The 18,831-nt window shown below is 50.5% G+C and carries 18 protein-coding genes and 1 riboswitch; all 18 genes read right to left on the reverse strand.

The features are described 5' to 3' along the window. Positions 1-300: 300 nt before the first annotated feature. The 18 genes from DFR62_RS04915 to speE all read right to left on the reverse strand — a co-directional run bounded on the left by DFR62_RS04915 (position 301) and on the right by speE (position 18,432). Positions 301-2,442, reverse strand: coding sequence for a (Fe-S)-binding protein (locus tag DFR62_RS04915; RefSeq protein WP_121298375.1), 2,142 nt, complete (start codon positions 2,440-2,442; stop codon positions 301-303). A 308-nt stretch (positions 2,443-2,750) separates the two neighbouring features. Continuing rightward, positions 2,751-3,425, reverse strand: coding sequence for an alpha-ribazole-5-phosphate synthase (locus DFR62_RS04920; RefSeq protein ID WP_121298377.1), 675 nt, complete (start codon positions 3,423-3,425; stop codon positions 2,751-2,753). Beyond that, on the reverse strand, positions 3,425-3,898 hold the full coding sequence (locus tag DFR62_RS04925) for an ECF transporter S component (protein WP_121298379.1): 474 nt from the start codon (positions 3,896-3,898) through the stop codon (positions 3,425-3,427). The genes DFR62_RS04920 and DFR62_RS04925 overlap by 1 nt, the downstream gene beginning before the upstream one ends. Before the next feature lie 2 nt (positions 3,899-3,900). Continuing rightward, on the reverse strand, positions 3,901-4,491 hold the full coding sequence (locus DFR62_RS04930; RefSeq protein WP_121298381.1) for a cob(I)yrinic acid a,c-diamide adenosyltransferase: 591 nt from the start codon (positions 4,489-4,491) through the stop codon (positions 3,901-3,903). Further along, a complete protein-coding gene (locus DFR62_RS04935; RefSeq protein WP_121298383.1) occupies positions 4,463-4,882 on the reverse strand; it encodes a bifunctional adenosylcobinamide kinase/adenosylcobinamide-phosphate guanylyltransferase in 420 nt (139 codons plus the stop codon). Before DFR62_RS04935 ends, DFR62_RS04930 begins: the two co-directional genes overlap by 29 nt. Beyond that, the gene (locus tag DFR62_RS04940; RefSeq protein WP_121298385.1) at positions 4,834-5,418 is read right to left on the reverse strand and encodes a histidine phosphatase family protein; all 585 of its coding nucleotides are present in this window, start codon (positions 5,416-5,418) and stop codon (positions 4,834-4,836) included. Before DFR62_RS04940 ends, DFR62_RS04935 begins: the two co-directional genes overlap by 49 nt. Then, on the reverse strand, positions 5,391-6,161 hold the full coding sequence (gene cobS / locus DFR62_RS04945; RefSeq protein WP_121298387.1) for an adenosylcobinamide-GDP ribazoletransferase: 771 nt from the start codon (positions 6,159-6,161) through the stop codon (positions 5,391-5,393). Before cobS ends, DFR62_RS04940 begins: the two co-directional genes overlap by 28 nt. Positions 6,162-6,172: 11 nt before the next feature. Then, positions 6,173-6,721 carry a bifunctional adenosylcobinamide kinase/adenosylcobinamide-phosphate guanylyltransferase gene (locus DFR62_RS04950; RefSeq protein ID WP_121298389.1) on the reverse strand — a complete coding sequence of 183 codons (549 nt, stop codon included), beginning with the start codon at positions 6,719-6,721 and terminating at the stop codon, positions 6,173-6,175. Continuing rightward, positions 6,703-7,779 carry a pyridoxal phosphate-dependent aminotransferase gene (locus tag DFR62_RS04955; protein ID WP_121298391.1) on the reverse strand — a complete coding sequence of 359 codons (1,077 nt, stop codon included), beginning with the start codon at positions 7,777-7,779 and terminating at the stop codon, positions 6,703-6,705. The genes DFR62_RS04950 and DFR62_RS04955 overlap by 19 nt, the downstream gene beginning before the upstream one ends. After that, a complete protein-coding gene (gene cbiB, locus DFR62_RS04960; RefSeq protein WP_121298393.1) occupies positions 7,766-8,719 on the reverse strand; it encodes an adenosylcobinamide-phosphate synthase CbiB in 954 nt (317 codons plus the stop codon). The genes DFR62_RS04955 and cbiB overlap by 14 nt, the downstream gene beginning before the upstream one ends. After that, a complete protein-coding gene (locus DFR62_RS04965) occupies positions 8,716-10,176 on the reverse strand; it encodes an adenosylcobinamide amidohydrolase (RefSeq protein WP_121298395.1) in 1,461 nt (486 codons plus the stop codon). Before DFR62_RS04965 ends, cbiB begins: the two co-directional genes overlap by 4 nt. Next, a complete protein-coding gene (locus DFR62_RS04970; RefSeq protein ID WP_121298397.1) occupies positions 10,177-11,169 on the reverse strand; it encodes a FecCD family ABC transporter permease in 993 nt (330 codons plus the stop codon). Continuing rightward, positions 11,162-12,139, reverse strand: a complete 978-nt coding sequence (locus DFR62_RS04975) for an ABC transporter substrate-binding protein (protein ID WP_121298399.1) — start codon at positions 12,137-12,139, stop codon at positions 11,162-11,164. The genes DFR62_RS04970 and DFR62_RS04975 overlap by 8 nt, the downstream gene beginning before the upstream one ends. Before the next feature lie 537 nt (positions 12,140-12,676). Then, positions 12,677-12,860, reverse strand: a riboswitch (cobalamin riboswitch). 44 nt (positions 12,861-12,904) lie between these two features. Then, on the reverse strand, positions 12,905-14,566 hold the full coding sequence (gene argS, locus DFR62_RS04980) for an arginine--tRNA ligase (protein WP_121298401.1): 1,662 nt from the start codon (positions 14,564-14,566) through the stop codon (positions 12,905-12,907). After that, positions 14,563-14,973 (reverse strand): YwiB family protein, encoded by a 411-nt coding sequence (locus DFR62_RS04985; RefSeq protein WP_121298403.1) that lies wholly within the window; start codon positions 14,971-14,973, stop codon positions 14,563-14,565. The genes argS and DFR62_RS04985 overlap by 4 nt, the downstream gene beginning before the upstream one ends. 233 nt (positions 14,974-15,206) lie before the next feature. Then, a complete protein-coding gene (locus DFR62_RS04990; protein WP_121298405.1) occupies positions 15,207-16,451 on the reverse strand; it encodes a cation:proton antiporter in 1,245 nt (414 codons plus the stop codon). A 273-nt stretch (positions 16,452-16,724) separates the two neighbouring features. After that, the gene (gene speB / locus DFR62_RS04995; protein ID WP_058382918.1) at positions 16,725-17,597 is read right to left on the reverse strand and encodes an agmatinase; all 873 of its coding nucleotides are present in this window, start codon (positions 17,595-17,597) and stop codon (positions 16,725-16,727) included. 1 nt (position 17,598) lies between these two features. After that, positions 17,599-18,432 (reverse strand): spermidine synthase, encoded by an 834-nt coding sequence (gene speE / locus DFR62_RS05000; RefSeq protein WP_121298406.1) that lies wholly within the window; start codon positions 18,430-18,432, stop codon positions 17,599-17,601. Between the last annotated feature and the right edge of the window lie 399 nt (positions 18,433-18,831).

The raw sequence follows: 18,831 nt of genomic DNA on the forward strand, positions 1-18,831 counted from the left end.
TTGGAAACGTTTTCATAACGATAAAAATTTTTTCAGCCACAATCGGCTGATTTTGCTTTTCTTGGTGTCTAGCAAATTCCAGCCAGGTTCTCGGGTCATAAGCCAACCCGGCTGTGTGGCAAATAGCGCCACTTCGCCGGTTCGTCTTATGCCGGTCGAACCTGATCGGCTGGTTTTGCTTTTCTTGGTTGACTGAACGCTCGCTCGACTTGATTACATAAGAAAAGGGAGTGTAGCACTCCCTTTCATTTTTCTCTATGCTGTTATTCTACTCAATTTTCTGTCAGTTGGCAAATCTATTTATTGTACGATTTCCTCAACTGGTGGTGCGTCTTTTCCGAGAACAGCCATCTCAAGGAGTTCAGCGACATCGTATGTGCCGACCTGCTCTTCGACTTCTTTCGCTTTCGTTCCATCTGATAGCATCGTTAAGCAGTACGGGCATCCGGAAGAAATCATCGTCGGGCTCACTTCAAGCGCCTGCTCGGTGCGGGCAACGTTGACGCGGTGTCCGGCGTCTTCTTCCATCCACATAAGTCCGCCGCCAGCTCCACAGCACATGCCGTCTTGGCGATTGCGTTTCATTTCCACGAGTTCGACGCCTTCAATCGCTTTGAGAATCTCACGCGGCGCATCGTATACATCGTTGTAACGGCCGAGGTAGCAGGAATCATGGAAAGTGATTTTCTCGTTCACTGCATGCTGCGGCTTCAACTTGCCTTGCTGGACAAGGTCAAAGAGCATTTCTGTATGGTGATAGACTTCTGCTTCAAAGCCGAAATCAGGATACTCGTTTTTGAAGATATTATAAGCATGCGGATCGATCGTGACGATCTTGGTGACACCCGCTTTTTCGAATTCCTTGATATTGGCGGTCGCAAGTTCCTGGAACAAGAATTCATTCCCGAGGCGGCGCGGTGTATCGCCGGAGTTCTTCTCTTTATTGCCGAGAATCGCGAATTTGATGCCTGCTTCATTCATCAAGCGTGCAAAGGAAAGCGCGATTTTCTGTGAACGGTTGTCGAATGAGCCCATCGAACCGACCCAGAACAGGTATTCAAACTCTTCTCCAGCTTTGCTGGCTTCTTTAACCGTTGGGATCGAGATATCTGGGCGAGCATCTCTCCAGTTTTCTTTTTCCTTGCGGTTCAAGCCCCATGGGTTGCCTTGTTTTTCAATGTTGGTCATGGCGCGTTGTGCATCTTTATCCATCTTGCCTTCCGTCATGACCAGGTAACGGCGAAGGTCGATGATTTTGTCGACGTGTTCGTTCATGACCGGGCATTGATCTTCACAGTTACGGCATGTTGTACAAGCCCAGATTTCTTCTTCAGTGATGACATCACCGATCAAGCTCGGGCTGTAAAGTTCATCGATTGAGATGCCTTCAGCGCCTGCAGCCATCGCCAACTGGTTTCCTTGCGTATTGCTGAATGCCATCGCTGGCACCCACGGTTTTTTCTGGGTCATGACAGCACCCGTGTTCGTCAAATTGTCACGGAGTTTCGTGATCAGGTCCATCGGCGACAGCATTTTGCCGGTCCCGGTAGCCGGACACATATTCGTGCAGCGTCCGCATTCTACGCATGCGTAGAAATCAATCATCTGTGCTTGCGTGAAATCGGTGATTTTACCGACGCCGAATGTTGGCATGGCATCTGGATCTTCTTCATTTTCTTCTTCCATATCCTCGAAATTAATTGGCTTCAAGCGGCCGACATGATCCAAACGGTGGAACCATGTGTTGACCGGCCCGAAGATCAAGTGGGCGTGCTTGGATTGCGGAACGTAGACCAAGAAAGTCAATAAGAACAATAGATGCGCCCACCACATAACGTAGAAGATGGTCGCTGCAGCCGCTTCAGGAAGCCAAGCGAATGCCGCTCCGATGACGCTTGCGACAGGTTCTGTCCAAGCCCCTTCATGGCCGTGCCAGATCATGTTCATGCCGTTCCCGACAAGGACGGTGACCATTAAACCACCGATGAAAATCAGCACAAGGCCGGATTTCCAGCCGCGCTTCAGGCGGACCAGTTTTTCGATATAACGTCTATAGAATGCCCAGACGACAGCAACCAAGATCGTTAATGTAACGAATTCCTGGAAGAGTGTAAATGCCGGATATAGTGGGCCAAGCGGCAAATGCGAATCAGGCGACAAGCCTTTGATGATGAAATCGATGGCACTCGCCTGAACAAGCAGGAAGCCATAGAAGAACATCACATGAATCGCACCGCTCTTTTTATCTTTCAATAATTTCTTCTGGCCAAACACGTTGACCATTACTTTGCGGACCCGTTCATTGAAGTTTTCTTCAAAATCCACTTTTTTGCCGAGCTTGATATAGTCATAGCGCGACTTCAGCAAGTAGATGAACAAGTAAACGGCGTAAGCGGTTACAAGTATAAATAAAACCCAGTTAGCGATGAGCAAAAACTCCATCGTGTAGTCCCCCCTTGTTGAATGTGTAAATCCCCAATTCTACTCCAAAGTTTACGTGAAGTGCGGCAGAATGTCGATACTATGTTCTAGTTTAAAAGTGAATGAGCATTCAGTCAATAGAAATCTATGGCCTTTCCGAAATATAATTTCCAATAACTGATATTCCACACGCCCTCACTGCATTCCTGCCTGTCAAAACAATTGAAGCAGCTATCATCCGGCTGCTTTTGCAACGATGATCTTTATGACTCCATTCTCCAGCTGTTTTTTTCCAAAAAAAAATAGCCGCTCGATAGGCGGCTCATGAGCTATTCAATTAATTTGCGAAAATGCTTTCCAAATAGGCGTTTTGCTTTCTCGACTTTGCTTGTTTGGAGACCAACTAACAAGCAAGTCGCAGGACCACCGGACGCTTCTTTGGCAATTCCTTGTGCTAGCGGCATCCTGCAGCCGAACAGCTTGTCAGCTTCCCGCTCAATCCCCCCTGATCCAATCGGCCAGATTCGCTCGATTTGATTGCAGTCGAATGCGTTCTTTACGATCCGCAAATCGGCGATCCGATCGGGATGATTGATGACCGCTTCCCCAACAAGCGGCTCTCCGTAAATGAACCATTCGAGTGCATACGGATCAGGGAGCATGCGAAGCTTTCGCCCGATGATCGTCACCGCCAGCGCCGATTGCAGCGTCTCGATATTGCTTTCTGTGCTTCCTGAAACCGGCGGAACCGGCATGTCGAGCTCGGAAAATAATTGCGTGATTCCTGAGACATAACGCGGCCAGTGCTCTTCACCACTGAAATTATGGAGCAGGATGGCAGTTGCTTCCCCTCCAGCCGCCCATTGTTCTGCTAATGCGACACGTGTCGCGAACTTCGCGGCGACTTCATCCGGGACGTTTACGATGTCGTGCGGCTTCTCTCCGATTGCGGCTGAGTTGTCCGTCGTGATGACCAACCCATCGACTAACAATTCGTTGCGCATCAGGCCAATCTCCTCGCAGCTGCTGTAACTAGCGGGGCGACGAGTGCAGCGACTGCAGCATTAATCGATGCGGCCAGCAGCAATCCCGGGACGGAGGCATAGAAAAAAGCAGGAGATAATAGGAAATAAAATGGCACGGCCGCCAACACGCCGTTTCCGATAATGAATGCTATCCATTTCCACCAGGTCTTGCCGTTGCTATGCAGTTTCGCGAACAGCCAGACGACCGCAAACATCTCCAGCGCGATCAATAAATGAAACGGGCCGAGCGGCATGCCGCCGAATAAAGCCGATAATAAGTGACCTGCCGCGGCGACAAAACCGGCAAGCGGTGCGGCGAGAAACAGTGCGGCAACGAGTGCCGGCATGGCATCAAGTGCAATCGACGCGATGCCGAGCGGAATTTTCACCATGCCGCCGATTGCGGACAAGCTGATAAAAATAGCGGCCAGGGCAATGGTCTGCGTCTTCATTGTCATTCCTCCCGCTTTTTCGAACGCCCACCGTCCTTGAAGACTTTGGCGCTGCGCACATATTCATTGTCCGCTACATCCATTCGCGAATTGGCAACGCGTGCTGCTGCAAAAAGATAATCCGACAAACGGTTCAAATAACGCTGGATGACCGCTGGGAATTCTTCGCCGGTTTTTGCTAGGCTTACAGTTTGGCGCTCCGCACGGCGTGTAATCGTGCGTGCGATATGCAAAGTCGCTGCAGCGGGCGTGCCTCCCGGAAGGATAAAACGCTCAAGAAGCGGCGGTTCGTCCATCAATACATCGATGCGGCGTTCCAGCTGTTCGACCGATTCCTCATTCGTCTTGTATTGCGGCGTATTGCGGACATCCGCCAAGTCGCCACCGCAATCGAACAGCTCATTTTGGATCGTCTGTAAATCTTTCAATAGATCGGCGAACACATCTCGGTCAAGTTCTGTCATCGCTTTTCCGATAAATGAATTTACCTCATCGATCGTCCCATATGCTTCCACGCGCGGATCGTCTTTGTCCGTCCGCCCCCCGATTAATCCTGTCTGCCCTTTATCCCCGGTTTTCGTGTAAATATTCATCTCGACCATCTCCTTTGATTGTTTGTGGAATGCCGTACCAAATGCGTGTGATGTGCTCCGCGTTGCCGAATAAATACTGATAGCTGCGTCCGGTGACATCGCGCCATTCGCGTTCAAGCGGATCGATTGGCACAATGCCGCGGCCGATGTCAGTCAAAATCCAGATACGTTCGCCTGCGCTTTCCGCAAGTTCACGGATCGCCGCTATTATATCCTGTTCCGGGCGTTGCTGTTCCAGCTGCTTGCGGATCCATTGCTCCAATCCGGCAATCACTGCGGACTCACCCGGTGCCGGCAGTTCGCCTTCGAGCCAAACGCTTGAATCCAGCTTCAACTGTTCTTTTACATACTTGCGTTTGCCGTTAAAGGCTCCGCCGAATACGATACGCATGGATGTCCCTCCCTATACGCTGACTTGCTCGCCCATGTGACGGTATAACAATGCCCATGTGCTGCCTGCTGGGAAAAGAATGGCTGTCCGTTTGCTTTGGACAAAATATAGCGGATCGGCCCGCCGTGAGTGACGAGCGTATAATCTCCTGTTTCGGAAAAAGCGTCTATTGACTGGTCAACCCGTTCGGCCAGTTGCTGGAAGCTCTCCCCGTTCGGCGGCTGAACGGCCTCAGGGTCATCGATCCACTTACGGTAGCGTTCATTAAATTGCAACTCGCTGTACGTGCAATTTTCCCAATCCCCGAAATTCAGTTCCCGCAAATTTGGAACTGCCCGGTAACTGGCAGTCGGAAACAATCGCTGGGCCGTTTGCCGGCAACGCAGCAAATCGCTCCCCCACACGAGGTTGATAGTATGATCCGCTTTGGCTTCGAACGGCAAAATCGGTTCATCGGTCCAGCCGATATATGCCCTCCGCACATTCCCTGCGGTCGGCGCGTGGCGGATCAGACGAAGAACAAAAGCATGATCCATAACAACAGCTCCATTCCTTCTGCGTATGCCCCGAGCAAATCGCCCGTGACACCGCCGAAATTCTTGTCGCACCATTTTTTATAAGCAAATGTCGCAATGGGCGCAACAGCCAAAAAGGCGATCGCCACTGTCCAGCCACAGAATATAAATAAGATGGCAAGCATAAGCAGCGACCAGGCGAACATTGCTGACAATATCGTCTTGCGGTCGATCAAACGCTGAAAATAAGCCGCGAGCCCTTCTGTTTTCGCCGGCTTTGCAGTGGCGGATAAAGCAGAGAGTCCGACCCGGCTGACGACCGGCACCGCGGCAAGAGCGATCAGTGACACAGTCGGAATCAGTTCTGCAAGAACGATGATCTTACCGACAATCGCAAAAATCAGCACCATCGCCCCGAATGCGCCAATGCGTGGGTCTCCCATGATTTCCAGGCGTTTATCCTTGTTCTGGTATGAAAAATAAGCGTCGCCGGTGTCCGCCAGCCCGTCCATGTGCAAGCCCCCCGTTATCGCCCACAATAATGAAGCCAGCAAAAACGCAATCATTAATGGACCGATATCGGTGGTTTCCTGCATTAGCCAGATCGCGGCTGAAGCCATTGCCCCTGCCACTAATCCGACCACAGGCAACAAACAGTACATTGCCGTCACTTGCGGCTTTTTCATCGGGATCTCTTTATGTACCGGAATCGATGAAAAGAATTGGAATGCGAGCAGCAAGCCCCCAAGCGTCCGATTCGCCATCCGCATCACCTTCACTTTCTTCGAATTGCAAGGCCATTCTCCATTTCAATCGCCTGATCTGCGCGGCTTGCGAGCCATTGGTGAATCTTCCCAAGCCACTCTTGATAAGTATCGTCGACAAGTGGTTCATCCAGCACTTCATTGGAAACGACTGCAAAATAAACGGCTTTCGCGCGGATCGAATCGATGGTGTTTTTTAGCTCATGCCATTTTTGCTCCATGCAGCCGGGCGTGTCTGCGCATAAACTGCCTTGCTCAAACCCTTCATACAGTTCATTTGCGAGCCAGGTCGTAACGCAATCCCACAACACCGCGTCATTTTGTCGGATGAGCGGCAAGGCTTCTGATAATTGCTGAGGCTGTTCAATTGTCCACCATCCGTCTTGCGCACGGTCCTTGCGGTGGCGTGCGATGCGTTCTGCCATTTCTGGGTCACGTGCGATGCCGCTGGCAATATATATATTGCGTTCACCTCTCGCCTGCCGGACAAGCGTTTCAGCATAAGCGCTTTTTCCGCTGCGCACTCCCCCTGATACAAAAACTAATTGTCCTTGAACCATTGCTGCATCTCCTTTCTCAACCGTTCCATGGCTGAGGTGCTTTTCATGCCGATGCGAAACCATTCGCCGTCCATTCCTTTAAATGAATAAGTATGGCGCAAGACGATTCCTGCTTCTAGCATGGCATGGAAAAATGGCTCTGAACGCACCGGATCGGGTAATTGAAAACACAGGAAGTTGGCTGCTGAAGGGATGAACGGACAACCCATCATTTCCAGAAAATCTTCCATTTTCGTGCGTTCACTGTCGGCAGCCCGGATAATTCGCTCCCGGTACGCCTCTTCAGAAAAACAGCGTGCACCGGCTGCGGCCGCTAAACCGTTGACATTCCAATGGGGGGCGGCACCTGTCAATTCGCGGATGATGCTGGACTCGGCAATGACATAGCCAAGCCGAAGACCCGCAAGCGCATACATTTTGGTCATCGAACGGACGATGATGACATGCGGATACCGTTTCAGCAGCGGAATGAACGATGCATGTTCTCCGATAAAATCAATAAACGCTTCATCGATTACCAGCTCACACTTTCCTTTGCACAACGCGGCGATTTCTTCGAGTTTCGCCAAGCCCAGCAAGCGCCCGGTCGGATTATGCGGGTTGCAAATATACAATGCATCGCACTGTGCTAACTGTCTTTTTACATCTTCTAGTTCCAATTGCCACGCACGTTCAGGCTTTAAATAAATTTCCAATATATGAATGTTCTCAGTTTCCAAAGTGCTCCGATATTCAGAAAATGCTGGTTCCACCAAGGCCACCCGTTTGCCGCGGTAACGCTTTGCAAGCCAGGTAAAGATTTCTGCAGCACCATTTCCGGCAGCGACCCGCTCTTTTTCGACACCGTGGTATTCGGCCGCCGCTGAACGGAAAGGTTCCGCTTGCGGGTCTGGGTACGAAGACAGCAAATTGTAAAAATCTCCCCATTGCTCTTTTAAAAAAACGGGCGGCCCGAACGGATGGACGTTTTCACTGAAATCGATCACTTCCGAAGGTTGCTTGTGCCCCGCTTGTTCATAGAGGCGATGTGGATTGGCTCCGTGTTCAGGCAATTTCAAGCAGGATTCCCCCTATTGCAATCAGTGCGAAAAAACTGATTGCGGCAATATTCATTTGGTTCACTGCACTTCTAATATGTGTTGCTTCGAGTTTGAACAATGGTTCGCCCATTTTAGCGCGGATTGACCGAACGCCGCCATAGGAGTTCACGCCCCCAAGTTCGATGCCCAGCTGCACAGCCGTTGCCGCTTCCAGCCAGCCACTGTTCGGGCTCGGATGTTTCCTGGCATCGCGTAGCCAGATCGACAGGCGTTGTTTTAACGGCATGCCGCTTTCATTTCGAGTGAATAACACGATCAACAAGCCGGTCACACGGCTCGGCACATAATTCAATACGTCATCGAATTTTGCGGAAGCAAAACCGAAATCTTGGAATTCTTCATTTTTATAGCCGACCATCGAATCGCACGTATTGACCGCTTTGTAAATCCATAACCCAGGCGCGCCGAACAATAGCGCCCAAAACATCGGAGCGGTGATGCCATCGCTTGTATTTTCGGAAACCGTTTCGACGACGCCGCGGGTGATCTCGCTTTCTCCCAAAGTTTCCGTGTCGCGCCCGACAATCCATGACAGCTTGTTGCGGGCAAGTGCAAAATCACCTTGGACGAGCGGCGTGTAAACATCTTCCGCTGCCTGTTTCAAGCTTTTCTGCGACAAGCCGGAAGCGATCAACAGCGCTTCTGCTAAAACTCCGATCGCCGGATGGAGCGAATAGGCAATAGTAACGATCGCGACCGTTACTGTTGCGACCATCGCCAATACAATAAAAAGCATGGCAAAGCCGTTGCGAAACGCATGCTTTGGAACATTCAGGCGGCTCTTCAATCTATTGATCAATGAACCGATCCAGCGAACAGGATGGGGCCATGCCGGCGGATCCCCGATTAGGCGGTCGAGCAATAGGCCGATGCCGATTGCCAACACATGGTGGATCATGCTTTTTTCGCCTCGCGGTAAAGGTGGATCGCTTCAACTGTACATTCGAAGACACCCGTGCCGATGAGTTTTCCTACTTCAGTAATCGGCCCTGCATACGGCAGCGCTTCTCCTTGCTGCGTAGCGGCGACCAGGCAACTATCGGTTGAGGTGCCCGTGGCGATCGTTCCCGTTAGCGGATCGATGACTTCTTCATGCTGCAAAGCCTTCGTTTTAGCTTCCGTCGCTGTGATCATCGCTTGAATAAAAGCTTCATCCGACAGAATGCCGTTAACCATAATCCACGTGTTGATAGTGCCGACGCGCTGTTCGCGCGCCACGGCCTGCGATACATCGACGCCGTTTCCGACACCCGCTGTCACCGCCACGACAATGCTGCCGAATCCACTTGCGTATTCACGGACAATTGCGTGCTCTGTGCGGACAGCGGTCATCATCGCTACGGTATCCGTCGCTTTCAATCCGCTGTCTTCGATATAATCGACCATTTCCTCAAAACTATTGTCGATATTATAGCTGGCATCGACGCGTCGATTGAGGAAATTGCGGAACCATCCAGAACCCGCGTTGACGACGGCAGACGATACGGTCTTCAGCGGAAGCTGGCTTTGGTAAGCGACAAATTCCGGGGTCACGAGAAAATCTTCTGCTCTTACTCGCTGCCCTGCCGGTTTTCTGCGCACGCCAGGCAACAGGGTGATTTGCGGCTTCGGCAGCTCCGGATGGGGGTGATTGCTGACACGCGTCTGGTAGACAGATTCGACATCATGTGTCCTGACAACTTCATGGGGCTCTCCTATTCGGACGATGTTTCCTTCGTCCATCAATAGAAGTTCATCGCAATACATGGAAGCCAAATTGATGTCATGGAAGATGGAGATGACCGTCAATTCTTTTTCAATCGCCTGTTTTTTGATGGTATCCAACAATTCTTTCTGGTGGTTGATATCGAGATGGTTGGTCGGCTCGTCAAGCAGCAAGACCGCCGCGTTTTGCGCCAAGGCTTGCGCTACGAAAACGCGCTGCTGCTCGCCTCCGGACATCTCTTCAAGTAATGTCGATTCATAGTGGCTGATGTCCATGAGCTTCATCGCTTCCTGGACTGCCGCTTCATCTTCTTCTGACCAAGACGAAAACCAGCCGCTTTGATGCGGATACCTGCCGAGAGAAACCGTTTCACGGACGGTGTGTGAAAAAGCATGCGCGTGTAGCTGCGGCAAGACCGCCATCTTACGGGCCAGTTCCTTAGCTGGGAAATCGCCAACCGGCTTGCCGTCGATCCGGACAACGCCGGCTGTCGGCTCCAAGACGCCGCTAATCAATTTCATCAAGGTAGATTTGCCGCTGCCGTTCGGCCCGAGTATGCCGAGCATGCGGCCTTTTTCGACACCGAATGAAATGCGGTCAACGATTTTCTTGTCGCCATAGCCGCCTGACAACTTTTCAATTTGCAACATTTAAAGCCCTCCTCTGCGCTGGCGGAAAAAGATGAATGCAAAGACCGGCGCCCCGATAAATGCAGTGATAACACCAATCGGCAATTCGGTCGGTGAAATGATCGTCCGCGCCACCAAGTCGCAAACGATTAAAAGCGCAGCCCCGTTGATAAACGATAACGGCAAGACATGGCGGTGGTCAGAACCCCAGACGAGGCGCGTGATGTGAGGGACGACCAAGCCAACAAAGCCGATGGTTCCAGATACGGCGACTGCTGATCCCGTCAGGACCGATCCGCCGATCAAAATCGCCATCTTGCTTTTCCTGACGTCTACACCCAAATGTTGTGCACGTTCTTCACCGAACAGCATCGCGTTTAATTCCCGGCGGTAAAGCCATAAGACGAATGAACCGACAAGCACAAACGGCAGCGCCATCTGGACATAAGGCCAGCCGCGCATCGATACGCTGCCAAGCAGCCAGCCGATGATCTGCCGCAGTTCTTCACCGGTCAACGCAATCATCAAGGACATGATCGACCCCAGGAATGAACTGAAGATGATGCCGGTCAAAATAACTGTTTCCATCTTCATCGACCGATCGACAAGCCGTGCAAAGCCCATGACGGCGAGCATCGTGATCAATGCGCCGATCATGCTGATGACCGGCAAGGTGAACAGACCAAGAAACGGAATGGAGATGCCGAAAAAAAGCGTCATCACGGCACCGACAGCGGCACCGGACGACACTCCCAAAGTATATGGATCAGCGAGCGGGTTTTTCAGCAAGCCTTGAAAAGCTGCGCCCGCAATCGCAAGTGCCGCACCGACCAGTCCCGCAAGCACCACACGCGGCATGCGGATATTCCATAAAATATTCGCAGCTGCTTCGTCCGATGAAGGATTCCAGATAACCGCCGGTGAAATTGGCACCGTCCCGACCGTCACTCCGAGCACTACTGCCCCGCCCAATAAAATCAGGGAGACTACATAGGCGAGTGCAGATTTACTCACTGAAGGTCTCCGGATAAATCACTTCTGCCAAAGTCATCAAGCCTTCCGTCAAACGCGGGCCTGGACGCGTGACAGTATCAGGGTTCAATTCATAAATGGCATCTTCTTGCACGGCCGTCACATCTGCATAACCGCTGCGCTCTTTGATCAATTCAGCAGCATTTTCGATATAACCGCCTTCTGTGGTGATGATGATTTCAGGGTTTGCCGCAACAACTGCTTCCGGATCCATACTGATCCAGCCTTCCTGGTCTCCCGCAACATTTTCCGCCTGGATCATCGTCAGCATTTCATGGATGAAGGTACCCGTCCCTGCTGTATAGAGTTCCGGTTCGCTGCCGATCTCCACGAAGACCGATTTGGATTCATCGACGCCAGTCGCCAGTTCTTCAACTTCCGCGACTTGCGCTTCCATTTCCTCAATTAACCCATCTGCTGCTTCCACTGCACCTGACACTTGGCCGATAACGGAAATCGTTTCGTATACTTCATCAAATGTTTCTGCGTTTTCTACAACAAAGACATTCACCCCAGTATCACGCAGCTGTTGATATCCCTCTGTGCCCATGCCGAGCCCTGATTCATGGGCTAATACAACATCCGGCTGCAGGCTGATGATTTTCTCCACATTGAATTCCTGGCCGCCGATCTTTTCAAGATCTGCTACTTCTTCGGGATAATTGTCAAAATCCGAAACGCCGACCATTTTTTCGCCCAACCCGAGTTCATAAGCAATTTCTGTATTGGAAGGAATCATCGAAACGAATGATTCCGGTTCTTCTTCGATGACCACTTCATCGCCCATTGCATCAACTAATGTGACCGGAAATTCCGCTTCCGCTACTTCCGACGGCGGTTCAGCCGGTGTTTCTACATCTTGATCTTCGACAGGTGTCGCTTCATCGCCGCATCCAGCCAGTACAATGGCGGCCATTCCTGCAGCCGTCCCGAATTTCCATCTATTTTTCATCTTTATTCCTCCCGGTGTTTTGTATTTTTCCTACCAAGCGCTCGCTCGGGTCATAAGCTATTCCGGCTGTGCGGCAAAGAGCGCCGCTTCGCCAGATCGTCTTATGCCTGTCGGGGGCCCACAGGATGTGGGTCAGCTAAGCGTTGCGACAGGATGTCGCGCATTTAGCTTAGCTTCCGCTTTTGGGCGCTTGCACATTTCTTCATGTCTAGCTGCAGTGCCCAACTCCTCGGGTCATAAGCCACTCTGGCTGTGCGGCAAAGGGCGCCGCTTCGCCAGATCGTCTTATGCCTGTCGGAGCTGAACGGGCACTTCCGCTTTTCTTCTTGTCCAGTTGCAGCGGCCTGCCTCTCGGGTCGTAAGCCGACTGCCCTGTGCGGCAAAAAGCGCCGCTTCGGGCATCCGTCTTACGCCTGTCGAGGCATAACGGCCGCTTCCACATTTCATTAAAAAAAGTCCCCTGCAGTGAAACTGCGGGGGACTAACAGGACGGTTCGCAAAAAAACAAGCGCGTCCGGCCTGTCCTCGCAAGCTTTCGGTTCGGTGTTCATGAAGGCAGGTCTCCTGGCTTGTGATCATCGCTCGCTGCGCCTTCCCGGGATTTCCCAGTGGCTTGTTGCAGTTCGCTCTCACATACAGTGGCGGGACCGCGCCGGAATCGCACCGGCTTCCCTTTTAACTCATGTTCTTAGACATAAGCACCTTCATGATTGCTATTCAGTTGATTTGATGACTCCATTATACACCGAAAGTTCTAATTGTCTTCTACATTTTTTCAGGAGCTTGGACGCCGACTGTCTTCAAAGCGTTTGCGAGTGTCGTCTTAACCCCTTCGATCAAGGCAAGGCGCGCACGCGTCAATTCTTCATTGCTGGCATCCAATACTTTGTTGGCGTTATAGAAACTGTGGAAGTTCGACGCCAATTCGTGGATATACGTCGTGACGCGGTGAGGCGCACGAAGTTTTGCAGCATCTGCGATGACTTGCGGGAAATCGCCGATTTTCTTCAATACTTCGATTTCCTTTTCGTCCGTCAACAGCTCCAGGTGCTCAGTGGAAGCGGTGAAGTTCTGCTCCGCTGCCTGGCGCAAGATCGAGCAGATGCGCGCATGTGCGTACTGGGAATAATAAACTGGGTTTTCGTTGGACTGGGAAACGGCCAAATCCAAGTCGAAATCCATATGCGAATCGCCAGAACGCATCGCAAAGAAATAACGGACCGCGTCTAGTCCGACCAAGTCGACCAATTCGCGCATCGTAACGGCTTTGCCGGTACGTTTACTCATTTTCATTTTCTCGCCATCTTTATACAATTGCACCATTTGGATAATGCTTACTTCAAGCGTATCGCGGTCGTAGCCAAGCGCTTCGATTGCCGCTTTCATACGTGGGATGTAGCCATGGTGGTCAGCTCCCCAAATATTGATGAGCTTGTCGAAGCCGCGCTGGATTTTGTCTTCGTGGTAAGCGATATCCGGCGTCAAATAGGTGTAGGTGCCATCGTTTTTGATAAGCACACGGTCTTTGTCATCACCGAATGTTGTCGAGCGGAACCAAGTGGCGCCGTCTTCTTCGTAAATATGGCCATTGTCGCGCAGTTTTTTCAATGCCGCGTCGATCTTGCCGTTTTCGTAAAGGGAAGTTTCCGAATACCACACATCGAAATGGACGCGGAAATCGGCCAAGTCTTTCTGCAATTTCGCAAGCTCCACTTTCAAGCCGTGTTCACGGAATGCTTTATAACGTTCTTGTTCTGTCATATGAAGGAATTTATCACCGTGCTCTTCAACGAGTGCCGCAGCGATATCGATGATGTCTTGCCCGCGGTAGCCATCTTCAGGCATGCTTTCACCTTTGCCAAGCGCTTCGAAATAACGCCCTTCAATCGACAAAGCCAAATTATTGATCTGGTTGCCCGCATCGTTGATGTAATACTCACGGGACACGTCATAGCCGGCAAGGTCCAGGATATTGCACATCGAATCGCCGACAGAAGAACCACGGGCATGGCCCAAATGTAGATCACCTGTCGGATTTGCGGAAACGAATTCGACTTGAATGCGCTGGCTGTTGCCCGATTTCGAGCAGCCGTATTCCTCGCCTTGCTCCAGTACGGTTTTGATCACGTCGTTCAAGTAATCTTTCTGGATGACAATGTTGATGAATCCTGGGCCAGCGATCTCGACTTTTTCGATTTTCGCTGACTGTGTATCCAAGTTTTCCACAATGGCTTCTGCGATTGCGCGCGGCGGCTTTTTCGCAAGTTTCGTCAATTGCATCGCCACATTCGTCGCATAATCACCGTTCGCTTTATCTCTCGGTGATTCCAATTGGACCTGGACCGGTTCTTCTGTAAGACCCGCTTTTTGGACCGCTTCGGCAATCGCCTGTTTAATGTTTTGCTGCACTTGTTCTACTGCGTTCATTTGGTTCCCTCCGTAAACTGTATTTCCATTTCGTATTCGCCGGCAAAATCGTTCCCGAGCGCTAGATCATAGCGCACTTTGAAACGGGTTTCCGTCATGATGAGTTCATGCGCTTTGGTCGTCAGCATGAACGATTCTTCCCCGTGGCGCAAATTGCCGGTCTGCTCTTTATCCAGCAGGAATGGCAAGCGCATCTGCAAGCCTCCGCTGCGCATCACAACCGCATCAGTTTCGCCGAGTTTGACCGTTGTCCGGATATCGAGCTCGTCTTGCCGCTCATCGTATTGCAGATAGCGACGACCATTTTTCTCGGTCAGGACACCTTCTGAACGCAGCTCCATCACTTGATCTTCGGCACCCGGCTGGCGGATGATCGTCGTTAATTTGATTTTCACCGATTTTTTCATATGCATCCGCCTCTCCGTTTGTTCATAACCGTTTCATTATAGCCCGAATTGACGGGTGTTTTCAATTAAGTTTCAATTTCGACATTATGCGAAATAACCAGCAGCCGGACTACTCGTCTTAGCTCCTGAAGATTGCTGCAAAATCCAAAATATTTTTATCCGATACCTTCAAATGATAAAGCTCTATTTACTTGCATAAAAAAAGCTAGCTTGAATTTCTCAAGCCAGCCCGTTTAATGTGCATCTTCTCCAGAAACCTTTTCTTTTAGTCCCAATTTGCCAATCAAAGGCTTGATCGTCAACCCCTGGACAATTAAGGAGAATAGCACGACAGAAAAAGTTAACAGTAAAATGGTCTCCCTTCCTTCGAAACTAGACGGGAGACTGAGAGCCAAGGCAATTGATAAACTGCCCTTCAATCCACCCCAGTTCAGCAAAATCCGTTCTTTCCTGTTCAGGCTCTTCGCCGGCATTGTGCTGATAAACAGTGCAATGATTCTTGCGATAATGACGATAGCAATTGCTAATGCAATAATGCCCCATTGCCCCATGAAATCGATATTGCGGATCTCCAACCCGACAATCAGGAAGATAAGCGAATTGGCAATCAAAGTGATGACATCCCAAAAGGAATTGATGTTGCGTTCGGTCGTTTCCGACATCCCAATTCTTCCGCCATAATCACCAAAGACAAATCCACCTGCTACTACGGCGATAACACCCGACACATGGAGTTGCTCCGCAATAAAATAACTGCCGAAAAATAATAATGCGGAGACCGCAATTTCAAACGGATAGTCGTCATAAAAGCGGATCACCTGGGAAAAAATGAATCCAAGAATCAGGCCGACCAATACACCACCCACCGCAAATCTTAAAAACATCCACACGCCGCTTCCTACACCTGCCCACCCCATTTCTATGTACGTCAGCAAGTAAATAGAGGAAATCTGGAAAAGGACGATGGCGATTCCGTCATTGAATAAAGATTCACCTTCCATGATAGTCGACAGCTTCTGCGAAACCCCAGCCGATTTGAAGATTGACAGGACGCTGATCGGATCTGTCGCACTCATCAATGCCGCAAAGGTAAATGCGACGGCAATGGGCAGCCCCAGTAGGTAATGCGCCGAGAAACCAATCAGTACAAACGATAGAAATGTTCCGCCAAGCGCCATTCCAAGGACTGTGTTCTTCTGTTGATACAAGTGATGAAAAGGAAGCTTGAGCGTCGCGTCCCCCAAGAGAATCGGCAAAAATAAGGAAATGATAATGACTTGGAACACTTCAGACTGCGTTATGAACGCTTCTGCATGGTCAATCAAGGGAAACGGTAGATTGCTGACCCCAAGTAACAAGCCGACTAAAACCAGTGCAATCGTGTCGGGTTGGCCTAGTTTTCTCGCTACCCCGACCACCGCAATTGCAATCGCCAAAAGCGTCAGAATCTGGATGAACACCTCATTAAAATCATGCATTTCGCCGCCTCCTCCTTTTTACTTAGTATCTTAACCATTTCTCTAAAACTGATTGTATAAACATCTATCTTGAAAACGTACAAAAGCCGGCCTGTTGAACGCCAGGCCGGCTTTTGTGTAGGTTGGAATCGCGTGTGCGCTTCCGCTGTTCTTCTAGTCTAGCTGCAGCGCCTAGCTCCTCGGGTCGTAAGCCGACTGCCCTGTGCGGCAAAGAGCGCCGCTTCGGTCATTCGTCTTACGCCTGTCGGAGCTGAACAGGCGCTTCCGCTTTTCTTATTTAACCCACCCAAGGATCATTTCGCGGATGAGTTTGCTCGCGGTGTTAGCCGTTTGATCCGAATGATCGTAAACTGGCGCGAGTTCAACGAGGTCGAAGCCGACGACGTTGACGCCGGATGCTGCGATGGCATGGATGGACGCAAGCAGTTCGCGCGATGTGATGCCGCCAGCGTCGACTGTTCCCGTTCCAGGAGCGTGCGCTGGGTCGAGCACGTCCATGTCGATCGTGATATAGACCGGACGGCCGTCGAGTGTCGGCAGTACTTGTTTTAACGGCTCGAGCACTTCGAATTTGTACAAATGCATGCCTTGCTCTTTCGCCCATTCGAATTCTTCTTTCATTCCTGAACGAATGCCGAACGAGTAGACATTTTTCGGGCCGATGTGATCCGCGATTTTGCGGATCGGCGTTGAATGCGAATATTCTTCGCCTTCGTAGTTTTCACGCAGGTCTGTATGCGCATCGAAATGGATGATGGCAAGGTCGTCGTATTGGCTCGCGACTGCCTTCATGACCGGCAATGACACCAAATGCTCGCCACCCATGCCCATTGGGATTTTTCCGTCTGCCAACAGCGTATGCACATACGTTTCAATTTCGAGAAGGGATTTTTCCGGATTGCCGAATGGCAACGGGATATCCCCTGCATCGAAGAATTTCACGTCTTCAAGTTCGCGGTCGAGGTACGGGCTGTATTCTTCCAACCCGATCGAGACTTCGCGGATTTTATTCGGGCCAAAACGCGATCCCGGGCGGTAGCTGACCGTCCAGTCCATCGGCATGCCGTAGAGCACCGCTTTCGACTCTTCATAATTCGGATGGCTTTTGATGAACACTTTTCCTGAATAGGTTTCGTCAAAACGCATCTTATTCACCCGTCAAATCTTTCACGAATTTCGGCAAAACGAATGCCGCGTTGTGCAATTCCGGCGTGTAATATTTTGTTTCAATTTCGTGGAATCGCTCAGCTGGCACTTCCAGCGGGTTGTATTTTTTCGAACCGATCGTGAACGACCACAGACCGCTCGGGTATGTCGGGATGTTCGCAAGGTATAGTTTCGTGATCGGGAAGATCTCTCTGACATCGCTTTGCACTTGTTTGATCAAGTCCGGTGTGAACCACGGGTTGTCCGATTGTGCCACAAAGATGCCGTCTTCTTTCAAGGCTTTCGAGATGCCAGCGTAGAAGCCTTTCGAGAACAAATTCACTGCCGGCCCGACCGGTTCAGTGGAATCGACCATGATGACGTCGAATTCGTTTTCCGATTCCGCGATGTGCATGAAGCCGTCTCCGACGATTACTTCAACGCGCGCATCTTCCAAACCGGATGCAATCGATGGCAAGAATTTTTTCGAGTACTCGATGACTTTGCCGTCGATATCGACAAGCGTCGCTTTCTTGACAGAAGGGTGTTTCAGGATTTCACGGATGACGCCGCCGTCTCCGCCTCCAACGACTAATACGTTCTCCGGGTTCGGGTGCGTGAACAACGGGACGTGCGCCACCATTTCGTGATAGACGAACTCGTCTTTTTCAGAAGTCATGACCATGCCGTCCAAGAACAACATATTGCCCCATTCGGCTGTTTCAGCCATTTCTAAATATTGGAAATCCGTTTGTTCTGTATGAAGCGTTTTATTGATTTTCATTGTGATGCCGAAGTTTTCAGTTTGTTTTTCGGTATACCAGAATCCTGCCATGTATAATCAAACTCCTTTATTTATCAGATTGAAATCACTTTACAAAGTATAAGTGTTTTCCGCAAAAGTGCAATACTCTTTTCCGCCACTTTTCTTTACCCGATTTGGCGTGGACTATGCATGGCGAATGCGGACGAGACCCCCCTTGTAAGACTTAACAGGGATTCTGTTTTCATGCATGCAAAAAGGCTTTCTGCAAAGGGAATCGATTCCCTGCACAGAAAACCTTTTTGGCCTGATGGGCGCGGAGAAAGTGACATGAGGCATTGGGCTTGGGTTTGTCGCAATGGCTCATAGCACTTGCCCGCTATCAGGTGTCCTAGCTTTCTAGTTGAAAAGCTGTACTCTCAGTTTACTTTTTTTTCGGCTCAACTTCAACTGCCGGAAGAACCGAATTTC

Origin of the sequence: Planococcus citreus, from assembly GCF_003664125.1 — a bacterium.
Lineage (GTDB): Bacteria > Bacillota > Bacilli > Bacillales_A > Planococcaceae > Planococcus > Planococcus citreus.

Coding starts and splice junctions, on each gene's coding strand:
- DFR62_RS04990 (WP_121298405.1), bottom strand. CDS start 16,451: ATGCATGATTTTAATGAGGTGTTCATCCAGATTCTGACGCTTTTGGCG.
- argS (WP_121298401.1), bottom strand. CDS start 14,566: ATGAACGCAGTAGAACAAGTGCAGCAAAACATTAAACAGGCGATTGCC.
- DFR62_RS04935 (WP_121298383.1), bottom strand. CDS start 4,882: ATGCGTATCGTATTCGGCGGAGCCTTTAACGGCAAACGCAAGTATGTA.
- DFR62_RS04950 (WP_121298389.1), bottom strand. CDS start 6,721: ATGGTTCAAGGACAATTAGTTTTTGTATCAGGGGGAGTGCGCAGCGGA.
- DFR62_RS04985 (WP_121298403.1), bottom strand. CDS start 14,973: ATGAAAAAATCGGTGAAAATCAAATTAACGACGATCATCCGCCAGCCG.
- DFR62_RS04965 (WP_121298395.1), bottom strand. CDS start 10,176: ATGTTGCAAATTGAAAAGTTGTCAGGCGGCTATGGCGACAAGAAAATC.
- DFR62_RS04915 (WP_121298375.1), bottom strand. CDS start 2,442: ATGGAGTTTTTGCTCATCGCTAACTGGGTTTTATTTATACTTGTAACC.
- DFR62_RS04925 (WP_121298379.1), bottom strand. CDS start 3,898: ATGAAGACGCAGACCATTGCCCTGGCCGCTATTTTTATCAGCTTGTCC.
- speE (WP_121298406.1), bottom strand. CDS start 18,432: ATGGCAGGATTCTGGTATACCGAAAAACAAACTGAAAACTTCGGCATC.
- speB (WP_058382918.1), bottom strand. CDS start 17,597: ATGCGTTTTGACGAAACCTATTCAGGAAAAGTGTTCATCAAAAGCCAT.
- DFR62_RS04975 (WP_121298399.1), bottom strand. CDS start 12,139: ATGAAAAATAGATGGAAATTCGGGACGGCTGCAGGAATGGCCGCCATT.
- cobS (WP_121298387.1), bottom strand. CDS start 6,161: ATGGCGAATCGGACGCTTGGGGGCTTGCTGCTCGCATTCCAATTCTTT.
- DFR62_RS04930 (WP_121298381.1), bottom strand. CDS start 4,491: ATGAATATTTACACGAAAACCGGGGATAAAGGGCAGACAGGATTAATC.
- DFR62_RS04940 (WP_121298385.1), bottom strand. CDS start 5,418: ATGGATCATGCTTTTGTTCTTCGTCTGATCCGCCACGCGCCGACCGCA.
- cbiB (WP_121298393.1), bottom strand. CDS start 8,719: ATGATCCACCATGTGTTGGCAATCGGCATCGGCCTATTGCTCGACCGC.
- DFR62_RS04920 (WP_121298377.1), bottom strand. CDS start 3,425: ATGCGCAACGAATTGTTAGTCGATGGGTTGGTCATCACGACGGACAAC.